Raw genomic sequence first — 12,950 nt, forward strand, 5'->3', positions numbered from 1 at the left:
GGTATGGTATTAAACCTTTTGAAAGACTATGGGACTGAGTAAATCTATTAATACTATGGCATGATGACAAATCAAGAAATAGCAAACTACTGCCTTCATCTACTCGAAGACAATAAAGAGTGGATAGCGCGATTCGCCGGTTATGCCGACAAACTGAATCGAGAATCAAGCAGTTATAGGCAAAACCGCCGGAAGTTCCACGTTAAGAGGCCTTTGAGTGTTTATACAAATGTATCAAAAGCAACAGGAGGGCATGAATATGATCTTCGATATAAAGGGCAGAGCGTCGGGACCATATATGTCGATGGCAATAAAGTCTTGCTAACCACCAAGCCCCAAAGGATGAGAAAAAGCGGGGAATATTATTTCTCTTGGGAAAAAGAAGCCGTAAAAGTTGATTGGCACAGTGCAGAAGCCACAACATTCAGGAAACATTTCGTCGATTTGTTGCGCGGTGATGAAAAGACAAAAAGCCCGGAACACAATATAGAAAGCCATATGTTGCAAGAGTTGAGTAAAACTTTGCGAAAGCAAAAAAAACTTTTATGCCACATACAACCAGTCAAGTTGTCAGGATGTTTCTTCCAGATGCCTACTCCGTTTAGCGCAAGCAAACATCAATTTGCACCTGAATACACGGGGAGTAGAGGCGGTGGCATAGATATTTTGGCTCGTGTAAGACATTCTTCGTCCGATATTCGTCTGTGCGTGTGTGAACTCAAAGACGAGAATAAGGCTTCTGAACCGGAAAAGGCTGTTACTCAGCAAGCAATCGCTTATGCAACTTTTATTGGCAAACTAATTAAAACGCAAGAAGCGAATAATGCAAGTTGGTGGAAACTGTTTGGCTTCAGTCGCGATATACCGGATCACATGGATATAGATGTGGTGACAGTTATGCCTCCGAGTAACACATACAATACGACCGAAAGGTATGAGGAGGTTGTGGTTTTGCCGGGCATCGATGTATCATTGCATCTCCATTCGGTCTATTTCGAAGCAGATAGCACAGGCGAAATACAATCCATCTTGGGATCTCTTAAAGAAAATATAGAGTCACCATGCAAATAACCATCCATCGTGGTTTGGCCCAAATTGGCGGCTGCATCACAGAAATTGCTACCAAAACATCGCGTATCTTCATTGATATGGGAGATAATTTGCCCAGTGAAGAGGATATGTTGGATACCGACAAAAAAGAATTTGTCCATCGGCTGTTTACAGATAATGTCAAGGTCAACGAAGCAGTGTTCTACACCCATGCTCATACCGACCATATCGGCATGATAGCATATGTCCCCGGTAATGTACCTCAATATATGAGCGAAGGTACCAGGGGACATTGTCAATTGAAATACAGTTTGCTTTCAACTCTTAATGCCTATGAGAACAAAGATTTGCACCACTTGTGTAAGATACAGCTATCTATTCTAAAACAGGTCAAAGTAGTCAAGCTCTATCGTGAAGAGCCTGCACATACGACGGGTATGATACAACCGTGGACTTCAAATGCCGAGAGGATAGGCGACATTACCGTGAAGGCGTATGAGGTACCCCACTCGGCACATGGCTCAATCATGCTGTTGGTAGAAGCGAATGGCAAACGTGTGCTCCATACGGGTGATTTCAAGCGCAAGGGATTGGGGGTGGACTTCAAAGAGCAAATCAAAAGGGTTGGCCAAGTGGATGTTGTGATTACAGAAGGTACTCTACTCAAGCGCAGTCAGACGATAAAAACAGAAGACGATGTTCGTCGGCAGATGGTAAAGGTGATGAAAAAACACAAATATGTGTTTGTGTTGACCTCCTCTCTCAACATTGACCGCCTATCGTCGGTGGCTCTGGCGACTCAGGAGTGCGGCAAACCACTTACGGTATGTTCAAGCATGATGCTTCACAGTATAAAGGGGTATATGAAGGCAATGCCCGATAAGTTTTGTAAAGATGTGAAATACTATCCGTTCAGTGATGGGATTCTCGATACTGAATCCGAAAAGATAAGGATTTTTGAAAAATGGGTTTCCAATAAGGGCTTTGTACAATGTGTCAGCATCGGGCAGTTGCAAAAAGTCAGAAAAACGCTGTCTTACTATAACCCGAAAGACTGTGCTTTGATTTACTCCATGTGGCAAGGATATTATAAAATTCCAGCACAAATGCGACTTAATCCGAAATTCCAGGAGTTTCGAAAAATGTTTGAGTATGTGTATGATATCCATACCAGTGGACATGCCGATCCAGCTACAATAGCTGAAATATTGACGCTGCTAAATCCTACAGAGGGCATAATCGGCATACACAAGGAGTCTGACGCCTCACTCTCTACGCTGGATATTTCGGATGAGTTGAAGGCCAAGATCATGTTGGAACATCAAGGGTTGAATCAAATCACAATATAGGTACAGAATGGGGATAAACCTATATAACAAAAAGTAAATAAAATTGCATGAATCTACTATTTTGTCAACACGTTGCTTTGAAAGCTTAAATAAATGTCTATATTTGCACACTTAAACATGACAAAATAATAGTTTTATGGAGGTCGCCATTGTAAAATACAATGCAGGGAATATTTATTCGGTTGTATGTGCTCTGCGGCGGTTGGGTATCGACCCGGTAGTGAGCGATTCGCCCGAGGTGCTCTCGCGTGCCGACAAGGTGCTGTTTCCCGGAGTGGGAGAGGCTTCGTCGGCCATGGCATATCTGCGCGAACATGGACTCGACCGGGTGATTGTCAATCTTACCCAGCCGGTGCTGGCTATCTGCATAGGGATGCAGTTGCTTTGCTCACATTCCGAGGAGGGTAATGTCGATTGCCTGGGTGTATTCGATACCCCGGTGCGACGGTTTGTCCCGCAAGAGAGAGGATTGAAAGTCCCTCACATGGGATGGAACACATTGCGCAACCTGCAAGGGCCTCTTTTCAGTGGCATTGACGAGGGTAGTTATGTCTATTTTGTGCATAGCTACTATGCTCCGGTTTCGGCCGATTGCGTGGCGGTATGTGACTACATAAATCCGTTTTGTGCAGCCATGAACAAGAATAATTTTTATGCGACTCAGTTCCATGTCGAGAAGAGTGGAACGGTGGGCGTGCATATTCTCGAAAACTTTCTTGCCCTATGATTCAACTTATCCCGGCCATAGATATTATCGAAGGGCGCTGTGTGCGGTTGTCGCAGGGTGATTATACCCGACAGCAAGTCTATAGTGCCAATCCGCTTGAGGTAGCCAAGGTCTTTGAAGATAACGGTTTGACTCGCCTGCATTTGGTCGATTTGGACGGCGCCAAGGCCAGTCATGTGGTCAACTACAAGACGCTCGAACAGATTGCCGGTCACACGAGACTGATCATCGACTTCGGGGGTGGTGTGAAAAGCGACGAAGACCTGCATGTCGCCTTCGAGAGTGGAGCCCACCTGGTGACGGGTGGCAGTATTGCCGTGCGCGACCGTGACCGGTTTGTAGGATGGATAGAACGGTATGGCAAGGAGCGCATTATCTTGGGAGCCGATGTGCGGGACGAAAAGATCTCGACCGGTGGCTGGCTCGACGATTCGGATATCGAGCTGATACCTTTTGTGCGTGATTACATGCAGACGGGCATTGAGCAGGTGATTACGACCGACATTGCCCGCGATGGCATGTTGCAAGGATGCTCCGTGGAGTTGTATCGCAAGATGCTGGCCGAGTTGCCCGGCATTTATTTGATTGCCAGTGGCGGCGTGGGCTCGTGGAGCGATATCGAGGCGTTGCAGTCGTTGGGTGTTCCTGCCGTTATCTTGGGAAGAGCTATTTACGAGGGGCGAATCTCGCTCGACGAGATTGCCCGTTTCATCATCAATAATTGAAAATTATGCTGGCAAAACGAATTATACCTTGCCTCGATGTGAAAGAGGGAATGACCGTGAAGGGAACCCGTTTTGTGAACTTCAGAGAGGCTGGCGACCCGGTTGAACTGGGCGAATATTACAGTAGGCAGGGAGCCGACGAGTTGGTCTATCTCGATATTACGGCCTCGCACGAGGGGCGTCATACCTTTACCGACTTGGTGAAACGCATTGCAGCCCGTATCGATATACCCTTTACAGTGGGAGGCGGAATCCACTCGCTGGCCGATGTGGACAGGCTGCTGAATGCCGGAGCCGACAAGGTTTCGCTCAACTCCTCGGCCTTGAAAAATCCACAAATTATCGAAGAGGTCGCAAAAAATTTCGGTTCGCAGATATGTGTTATCGCAATAGATGCTAACTTTGAGGACGGAAAATGGATTTGTTACCTGAACGGAGGGCGGATACCGACTCGCCGTACGCTTTTTGAATGGGCGGCCGAAGCTGCCGACCGAGGGGCCGGCGAGATCCTGTTTACCAGTATTGCCCACGACGGGACCCACGGGGGGTATGCTTGTGACACCCTGCGTGAATTGCATCGACGGTTACCAATCCCGATAATTGCATCGGGGGGAGCCGGAACGATGGAGCACTTCAAGGAGGTCTTCTCGGTTGGCGAGGCCGATGCCGCATTGGCAGCCGGGGTATTCCATTTCGGGGAGATTACCGTCCCGGAGTTGAAACAATATTTATCGGGAGAGGGTATTCCCATAAGAATTTGAAGATATGAACGAAGAGACGATGCAATTGGATTTCGATAAGATGGGAGGGCTGGTGCCTGCCATCATTCAAGACGACGTGACCCAAAAGGTCCTCATGCTTGGTTTCATGAACGAAGAGGCCTTGCGTAAAACCCTCGAAACGGGGCGTGTCACTTTTTTCAGCCGTACAAAAGGTCGCTTGTGGACCAAGGGGGAGGAGAGTGGGCACTTCCTGCTGGTGAAATCAGTGCAAAAAGATTGCGACAATGATACATTGCTGGTTAAGGCGACTCCTTGTGGGCCGGTGTGCCACACGGGTGCCGATACCTGCTTTGGCGAGACCAACAGCAACGATATGGCCTTCATCACCTATCTGCAAGACTTTATCGAACGGCGCAAGACCGAGATGCCCGAAGGTTCCTATACCACTTTGCTCTTCAACTCGGGCATCAATCGTATGGCTCAAAAGGTGGGCGAGGAGGCTGTCGAGACGGTTATCGAGGCTACCAACGGGAGCGACGACCGACTCATCTACGAGGCATCGGATTTGTTGTATCACCTCATTGTATTGCTCACCTCGAAAGGTTATCGCATAGAAGATTTAGCTCGTGAATTAAAAAAGAGGCATAAATAAAACATTATGGAAAAGAAGTTGCTTGTCAAATATACCGATGTGCAAATTTGCCGGGAAGAGTTGACCATACTCGATCATGTGAATTTCGAACTGTACAGCGGTGAGTTCGTCTATTTCATCGGTCGCGTGGGGAGTGGTAAAAGCTCCTTGCTGAAAACCATGTATGCCGATTTGCCCATCAGCGAAGGCGAGGCTACGGTCCTCGATTTCGACGTGTGCCACATCCGCAACAAAGAGATACCTTTGTTGCGTCGGAAGTTGGGAATCGTTTTTCAAGATTTTCAGTTACTTACTGACCGCTCGGTCTATGAAAACCTGGCCTTTGTATTGAAGGCTACAGGCTGGAAAGACAAAGAAGAGATTGATGCTCGGGTAGCCGAAGTGCTCGACCAGGTGGGCATGCGAAAGAAGTCGTACAAGATGCCCCACGAATTGTCGGGTGGTGAGCAGCAGCGTATTGTCATTGCCCGGGCTCTGTTGAACTCGCCCCAGATTATCCTGGCCGATGAACCTACCGGTAACCTCGATCCCCAAACCGGACAACAAATCGTATCATTACTCCACCGCATTTGCGAGACCGGTACAGCCGTTATCATGACTACCCATAACCTGAATCTGGTAGAGGAATTCCCCGGGCGCATCTTGAAATGCGAAGACAAGAGTCTCGTGGAAGTTTAATTTGCCCCGAATAGTTGATAATCCGGCAGAAAAAGCCTATTTTTGCAAAGCGATAAGTATAAATATTACATTAAAAAACAAGTAGAATAGAAATGAAAGTACTCAAATTTGGTGGAACTTCTGTTGGTAGCGCCCAATGCATGAAAGATGTTGCCAAATTAATTTGTGACGGGAATCAAAAAATCGTAGTATTGTCGGCTATGGCCGGCACAACAAATACCCTGGTTGAGATATCGGATTATCTTTATAAGAAGAATACCGACGGAGCCCGGGAAACGATTGGAAATCTTGAACGAAAGTACATCAGAGTTATCGATGAGCTGTACAGTACCGACGAATACAAGCAAAAGGCTCTCGATGTCGTGAAGGGCTGTTTCGATCATATACGCTCGTTTACCAAAGACCTGTTCACCCTGTTTGAAGAAAAGGTTATTTTGGCTCAAGGCGAGTTGATGTCAACGGCCATGATGCATAACTATCTGTTGGAGCAGGGGGTAAAATCGGTTATCATCCCGGCCCTCGACTATATGCGCACCGACAAGAACTCTGAGCCCGACAACCAGTTTATCAAAAACAAACTCACGGCACTGTTGAGCGAGAATCCCGATGCCGAAATCTATATCACCCAAGGTTATATCTGCCGTAATGCATACGGAGAGATTGACAATCTGCAACGTGGTGGCAGCGACTACTCGGCCTCATTGATTGGAGCCGCTATCGATGCCGAAGAGATACAGATATGGACCGATATAGACGGTATGCACAACAACGACCCCCGCTTTGTCGAAAATACGAAGCCGGTACGTTACCTGCAGTTCGAAGAGGCTGCCGAGTTGGCCTACTTCGGAGCCAAGATTCTGCACCCCACATGTGTGCTTCCGGCCAAGTTGAACAATATACCGGTGCGGTTGCTCAATACGATGCAACCCGATGCTCCCGGCACATTGATATACAACAGCCACGAAACCTCCAATGGAGAGATCAAGGCTATTGCAGCCAAAGAAAACATTACGGCCATCAAGATAAAATCGGGCCGCATGCTGTTGGCCTACGGATTCTTGCGGAAGGTTTTCGAAATATTCGAGAGTTACCAGACCTCGATAGACATGGTCACCACTTCGGAGGTAGGTGTGTCGCTGACCATCGACAATACCAAGCATCTGCAAGAAATTCTCGACGACTTGCGCAAATTCGGGACCGTGACGGTCGATGAAGATATGGTTATCATCTGTGTGGTCGGCGACTTGGAGTGGAACCACGTAGGGTTCGAATCGGAAGCTGTCCAAGCCATGAAAGATATCCCGGTGCGGATGATCTCTTATGGAGGTAGCAACTACAACATTTCGTTCCTGGTTCGTCGCCAAGACAAGGTGAAAGCGTTGCGCGCTCTAAGCCAATATCTTTTTGAAAACAAGTAAATGAATATATCTGTGTCATGTAGAACTCGTTCTGCATGACACTTAATTTTTTATGCGAAACATGTTCCCTATTACACATTTCAATCAAGTAAAAACTCCGTTTTATTATTATGATAAGACGTTGCTGAATAATACTCTGTCGATACTTACCCGTTTGGCCGAAGAACGCAACTTTGTAGTACACTATGCCATCAAGGCCAATGCCAATCCCGAGATTTTGAAAATCATTGCAGCCTCGGGTTTAGGAGCCGACTGCGTGAGCGGTGGCGAGATACGCGCGGCTCTGGAGGCTGGATTCCCGGCCCAGAAAATCGTATTTGCCGGGGTGGGGAAGGCCGATTGGGAAATAGAGTATGCTCTCGAGAACAAGATATTCTGTTTCAATGTAGAGTCGGCCGAGGAACTGGCCGTTATCGAAGAGCTGGCCCGAAAGAAAGAGACCGTAGCTTCGGTAGCCTTGCGCCTCAATCCCAACATTGACGCACATACACACGAGTACATTACGACTGGCCTCAGCGAAAACAAGTTTGGTATTCCTATCGAAATGCTCGACGGGGTGCTCGAACAGATGCAGGGCTATACGCATGTGCAACTTGTGGGATTCCATTTCCACATTGGCTCTCAAATCTTGAACATGGAGGCCTTCAGAGTATTGTGTGAGCGCATTAATCGCTTGCAGGACGATTTGGCAAAACGACACATACAGGTGAAGCATATCAACGTAGGGGGTGGCTTGGGTGTCGATTATGACGATCCCGACAAGAATTCCATACCCGATTTCGAGAGCTACTTCAATGTATTCCGCGACACCCTCGACTTGCGGGGAGGACAACAGTTGCATTGCGAATTGGGTCGCGCCGTCGTATGCCAATGCGGTTCGCTCATTACCCGGGTGCTGTATGTGAAAAAATCGCTCAAAAAGCAGTTTGTCATTGTCGATGCCGGCATGACCGATCTCATTCGTCCGGCCTTGTACCAGGCTCATCACCATATCGAGAACATTACTTCCGAGATGAGTATGCAGCCCTACGATGTAGTGGGCCCTATTTGCGAATCGTCGGATTGCTTCGGGAAAAACGTCATGCTCAATGCCACGGGGCGCGGCGACTTAATTGCCATTCGATCGGCTGGAGCCTATGGCGAAATCATGGCTTCGCAATACAATTGCAGGCCTTTGCCCGGTTGTTTGATAGAATAAAATATTTATTAACAATAATTTTTGTATTCGTATCAAGAAATATATTATTTTTGCGATTACAAAATTGTAATCATTACAAATAAAGAAAGATGAAAGAATCGGCTCAAAACAGATTACGTCGGTATAACATAAAACCCTCGGTACAACGCATGGCCGTCCTCGATTACTTGATGACGCACCATACGCACCCGACTGCCGACACCATATTCAATGCCTTGTATCCGTCGATCCCCACATTGTCGAAGGCGACCGTGTACAATACGCTGAATCTGTTGACCGAGCAAGGAGTCATCCAAATGATTACAATCGACGAGAAGAATGCCCGTTTCGATGCTCGGGAAACACCTCACTTGCACTTCAAGTGCAATGAATGTGACGAGATTTACGACTTTGACCTGCCGCCATTCCCGATGGATGCACTCAAAGACTTTGAAGTCTCAGACATCCAGTTGTATTGCAAAGGGGTGTGTCCGTCATGTAGGAAAAAGAAAAGCAACACTAACAACTAAAAATAACCAATCATGAAAAAATTTATTTGTACTGTATGCGGTTACGTGTACGAAGGTGAAGAAGCTCCTGAATTTTGCCCCCAATGCCACCAACCCCGTTCGAAATTCAAAGAACTGGTAGAATCGGATAAACTCGACTTTGTAACAGAACACCACATTGGCGACGGTGTCGTAGAAGATGCCGAAGTTATGGACGGTCTCAAAGCTCACTTCGCCGGCGAATGTACCGAAGTTGGTATGTATTTGGCCATGAGCCGTCAGGCCGATCGTGAAGGCTATCCCGAAATTGCCGAAGCTTTCAAACGTTACGCTTTTGAAGAGGCTGAACACGCTTCGAAATTTGCCGAATTGCTGGGTGAAGTAGTTTGGAATACCGAAAAGAACGTAAAAGCTCGTATGGAAGCCGAGAGCGGTGCTTGCGCCGACAAGATGCGTATTGCCAAACGTGCTAAGGAACTGGGTTACGATGCTATCCACGACACGGTTCACGAAATGGCTAAAGACGAGGCTCGTCACGGCAAAGGCTTCGAAGGTCTGTACAACCGCTATTTCAAGAAATAATACAATTGCCATTAGTTTATTGAAAGAGGGTAGTCCCAAGTGGGGGTACCCTCTTCTTTTGTATTGTCCCGTATTATAAAAATCCCTATCTTTGTACCCATATATTAGATATTATCTCAATGAAGAATATACGCAATTTCTGTATTATCGCCCATATAGACCATGGTAAAAGTACCTTGGCCGACCGCTTGTTGGAATATACCAAGACCATTGCCGAAAAAGATTTGCAAGACCAGGTTCTCGATAACATGGACTTGGAGCGGGAACGGGGTATTACCATTAAGAGCCACGCCATACAGATGGAGTATGTTTATCAAGGAGAGAAATATATATTGAACTTGATTGATACCCCGGGGCACGTCGATTTTTCCTATGAAGTTTCGCGCTCTATCGCCGCTTGTGAAGGAGCACTGCTCATTGTCGATGCTTCACAGGGGATACAGGCGCAGACGATTTCGAACCTCTACATGGCTATCGAGCACGACCTGGAGATAATACCGGTGGTGAACAAGGTTGATTTGGACAGCGCCCGTCCCGACGAGGTGGAAGATCAAATCGTAGAGCTGTTGGGGTGTAAACGGGAAGAGATAATCCGGGCCAGCGGCAAGACAGGCCAGGGTGTCGAAGAGATCCTGGCTGCAATTATCGAGCGTGTGGAGCCGCCGAAAGGCGATGTCGATGCCCCGCTGCAATGCCTTATCTTTGACTCGGTATTCAACTCGTTTCGCGGAATTATTGCCTATTTCAAAATTTGCAACGGCCGTATCCGCACTGGCGACAAGGTGAAATTTGTCGCTACCGGCAAGGAGTATGAGGCCGATGAGATAGGGGTACTCAAACTCGATATGGTACCCCGCAATGAGCTTTTGGCCGGCGATGTAGGCTACATTATCTCGGGAATAAAGACCTCGCGCGAGGTGAAAGTGGGCGATACGATTACTCATATCGATCGTCCCTGTAAAGAGGCTATTGATGGTTTTGAAGAGGTGAAGCCCATGGTCTTCGCCGGTGTATATCCCATTGAGACCGAAGATTTTGAGAACTTGCGTTCGTCGCTCGAGAAACTGCAGTTGAACGATGCATCACTCACTTTCCAACCCGAGTCGTCGGCAGCGCTGGGCTTCGGGTTCAGATGCGGATTCCTGGGGTTGCTCCACATGGAAATCGTGCAGGAGCGACTCGACCGGGAGTTCAACATGGACGTAATCACGACCGTGCCCAACGTATCGTACAAGGTATATGACAAAAAGGGTGGCATGATCGAAGTGCACAACCCGTCGGGGTTACCCGACCCGACTTTGATCGACCACATCGAGGAGCCTTACATACGGGCATCGGTCATCACGGCTACCGACTATATAGGCCCTATCATGACCCTCTGCCTGGGCAAACGGGGCGAACTGGTGAAACAGGAGTACATCTCGGGCAACCGGGTGGAGATTATCTATGATATGCCGTTGGGCGAAATCGTGATCGATTTCTATGACAAGCTGAAGAGTATATCGAAAGGATATGCTTCGTTTGATTATCACATTCACGACTTCAGAGAGTCGAAACTGGTGAAACTCGATATCCTGCTCAACGGCGAGTCGGTCGATGCGCTATCGACCTTGACACACGTCGATAATGCCGTTACGTTTGGCCGGCGTATGTGTGAAAAGTTGAAAGAACTTATTCCGCGCCAGCAATTCGAAATTGCCATCCAAGCTGCGATAGGGGCCAAGATTATTGCCCGCGAGACTATCAAGCCGGTGCGCAAAGATGTGACGGCCAAGTGTTATGGCGGCGATATAAGCCGTAAACGAAAACTGTTGGAGAAACAGAAAAAAGGAAAGAAACGGATGAAACAGATCGGTTCTGTCGAAGTCCCGCAAAAGGCTTTCCTGGCGGTTTTGAAACTCGACTGACCGAGACAACACCACACGCTATCTTTTTTGATTCCGAGGCAGAAAAACTGTAACGAGATTTTTTTGTTTAAACTACAAAAACCACGTATATGGACAGCTTGTATGCCATAAAGAAATCGATCAAGAATTACGCCAGTGGCGGTAATGTGTTGATCGTAGCTACGCTTTTGGCTTTTATTATTGCCAACTCACCGCTCGCCGATATCTATTTTTCGTGGTGGGCACAACCCATATCCCTGCAATTGGGAAGTTTCAACCTGTTCAGCCATGGGGGAGAGCCTATGACTGTGATGGCTTTTATCAACGATGCCCTGATGGCCATCTTCTTCTTTACCATAGGTCTCGAAATTAAACGCGAAGTCCTGGTAGGGGAGCTCACTTCGCTGAAACAGGCTCTGCTGCCGGTGGTCGCAGCCATTGGCGGGATGGTAGTACCGGTGCTCCTCTTTATGTATGTAGGGCGTGGAAGCGACTTCTTGCGAGGCAGCGCCATCCCCATGGCTACCGATATAGCTTTTTCTCTGGGAGTCTTGGCCATGCTGGGGAAACGAGTCCCTATCGCACTGAAGATATTCCTCACGACACTGGCGGTTGTCGATGATATAGGAGGCATTTTGGTCATTGCCTTCTTCTATTCGACCCATATCGAAGTTTCGTATCTGTTTTATGCCGCCGGGATACTCTTGATTTTGTGGATTGGCGGACGGGCCGGCATCAACAGTAAACTGTTTTACTTTCTTTTAGGCGGTGTGGTGTGGTTCCTGTTTTTGAACTCGGGTATCCATCCTACGATTGCCGGAGTACTGGTCGCCTTCTGTATCCCTGCCAAACCGGTGTTGGCGACTTCACACTTCATCTGTACCATACGCAAGGAGATTGCCAATTTCCCGCAAGAGCAGTTTGATGACAACGACCGCTCGATTATGCTCTCGAAAGAGCAAATCAACTGCTTGAAGAGTATCGAGTCGGCTTCGGACAAGGTTATCAGTCCGTTACAAGACTTGGAGGATACGCTGCACCCGGTAATCAACTACCTCATTATCCCACTGTTTGCCTTTGCCAATGCCGGCATCGTACTCTCGGGCCTTGAGCTATCCTCGCTCTTCTCGGGTATTAGTTTGGCTATCTTTGTAGGCCTGCTGGTGGGTAAGTTCCTGGGCATATTCCTTTCGTCGTGGCTGGTTATCAAACTGAAGATTGTGCCTATGCCCACACACGCTACCTGGAAATCGCTGGCGGCCGTATCGGTATTGGGTGGCATCGGATTCACCGTGTCGCTTTTCATTGCCAATCTCTCGTTTGGCGATATGGGTCCCGAGGGCGCCATTCTGCTGGAACGGGCGAAACTGGGTATTGTTGCTGGGTCATTGGCCGCAGGTATTTTGGGCTATGTCTTGCTGAATCTCTCTTTACCCCGACAGGCCGAAGAGGAGGATTGATGGCGACAGCATTGT

At 47.8% G+C, this 12,950-nt stretch carries 13 protein-coding genes; all 13 read left to right on the forward strand.

The window, feature by feature from the left end; translation table 11 throughout:
* Positions 1–60: 60 nt before the first annotated feature.
* The 13 genes from B5G10_RS00615 to nhaA all read left to right on the forward strand — a co-directional run bounded on the left by B5G10_RS00615 (position 61) and on the right by nhaA (position 12,935).
* Complete coding sequence (locus B5G10_RS00615; RefSeq protein WP_087422835.1) at positions 61–1,071, forward strand: hypothetical protein; 1,011 nt, start codon at positions 61–63, stop codon at positions 1,069–1,071.
* Positions 1,062–2,399, forward strand: a complete 1,338-nt coding sequence (locus B5G10_RS00620) for an MBL fold metallo-hydrolase (RefSeq protein ID WP_087422836.1) — start codon at positions 1,062–1,064, stop codon at positions 2,397–2,399. The genes B5G10_RS00615 and B5G10_RS00620 overlap by 10 nt, the downstream gene beginning before the upstream one ends.
* Positions 2,400–2,535: 136 nt before the next feature.
* On the forward strand, positions 2,536–3,126 hold the full coding sequence (gene hisH, locus B5G10_RS00625) for an imidazole glycerol phosphate synthase subunit HisH (protein ID WP_087422837.1): 591 nt from the start codon (positions 2,536–2,538) through the stop codon (positions 3,124–3,126).
* Positions 3,123–3,851, forward strand: a complete 729-nt coding sequence (gene hisA, locus B5G10_RS00630; RefSeq protein ID WP_087422838.1) for a 1-(5-phosphoribosyl)-5-[(5-phosphoribosylamino)methylideneamino]imidazole-4-carboxamide isomerase — start codon at positions 3,123–3,125, stop codon at positions 3,849–3,851. Before hisH ends, hisA begins: the two co-directional genes overlap by 4 nt.
* A gap of 5 nt (positions 3,852–3,856) precedes the next feature.
* On the forward strand, positions 3,857–4,612 hold the full coding sequence (gene hisF / locus B5G10_RS00635) for an imidazole glycerol phosphate synthase subunit HisF (protein ID WP_087422839.1): 756 nt from the start codon (positions 3,857–3,859) through the stop codon (positions 4,610–4,612).
* A 19-nt stretch (positions 4,613–4,631) separates the two neighbouring features.
* Positions 4,632–5,225, forward strand: a complete 594-nt coding sequence (gene hisIE, locus B5G10_RS00640; RefSeq protein ID WP_087422946.1) for a bifunctional phosphoribosyl-AMP cyclohydrolase/phosphoribosyl-ATP diphosphatase HisIE — start codon at positions 4,632–4,634, stop codon at positions 5,223–5,225.
* Positions 5,226–5,231: 6 nt separating this feature from the next.
* A complete protein-coding gene (locus tag B5G10_RS00645) occupies positions 5,232–5,903 on the forward strand; it encodes an ATP-binding cassette domain-containing protein (RefSeq protein WP_087422840.1) in 672 nt (223 codons plus the stop codon).
* 92 nt (positions 5,904–5,995) lie between these two features.
* A complete protein-coding gene (locus tag B5G10_RS00650; RefSeq protein WP_087422841.1) occupies positions 5,996–7,321 on the forward strand; it encodes an aspartate kinase in 1,326 nt (441 codons plus the stop codon).
* Positions 7,322–7,373: 52 nt separating this feature from the next.
* Complete coding sequence (gene lysA, locus B5G10_RS00655; RefSeq protein ID WP_087422842.1) at positions 7,374–8,519, forward strand: diaminopimelate decarboxylase; 1,146 nt, start codon at positions 7,374–7,376, stop codon at positions 8,517–8,519.
* Positions 8,520–8,608: 89 nt separating this feature from the next.
* Positions 8,609–9,028, forward strand: coding sequence for a transcriptional repressor (locus tag B5G10_RS00660; RefSeq protein ID WP_087422843.1), 420 nt, complete (start codon positions 8,609–8,611; stop codon positions 9,026–9,028).
* 12 nt (positions 9,029–9,040) lie between these two features.
* Positions 9,041–9,589 carry an NADH peroxidase gene (locus tag B5G10_RS00665; RefSeq protein ID WP_087422844.1) on the forward strand — a complete coding sequence of 183 codons (549 nt, stop codon included), beginning with the start codon at positions 9,041–9,043 and terminating at the stop codon, positions 9,587–9,589.
* Between the two features lie 119 nt (positions 9,590–9,708).
* Positions 9,709–11,496 carry a translation elongation factor 4 gene (gene lepA / locus B5G10_RS00670; protein ID WP_087422845.1) on the forward strand — a complete coding sequence of 596 codons (1,788 nt, stop codon included), beginning with the start codon at positions 9,709–9,711 and terminating at the stop codon, positions 11,494–11,496.
* Positions 11,497–11,585: 89 nt separating this feature from the next.
* A complete protein-coding gene (gene nhaA / locus B5G10_RS00675) occupies positions 11,586–12,935 on the forward strand; it encodes a Na+/H+ antiporter NhaA (RefSeq protein ID WP_087422846.1) in 1,350 nt (449 codons plus the stop codon).
* The last annotated feature ends 15 nt before the right edge of the window (positions 12,936–12,950 follow it).

This window comes from Barnesiella sp. An55, from assembly GCF_002161555.1.
Lineage (GTDB): Bacteria > Bacteroidota > Bacteroidia > Bacteroidales > Barnesiellaceae > Barnesiella > Barnesiella merdipullorum.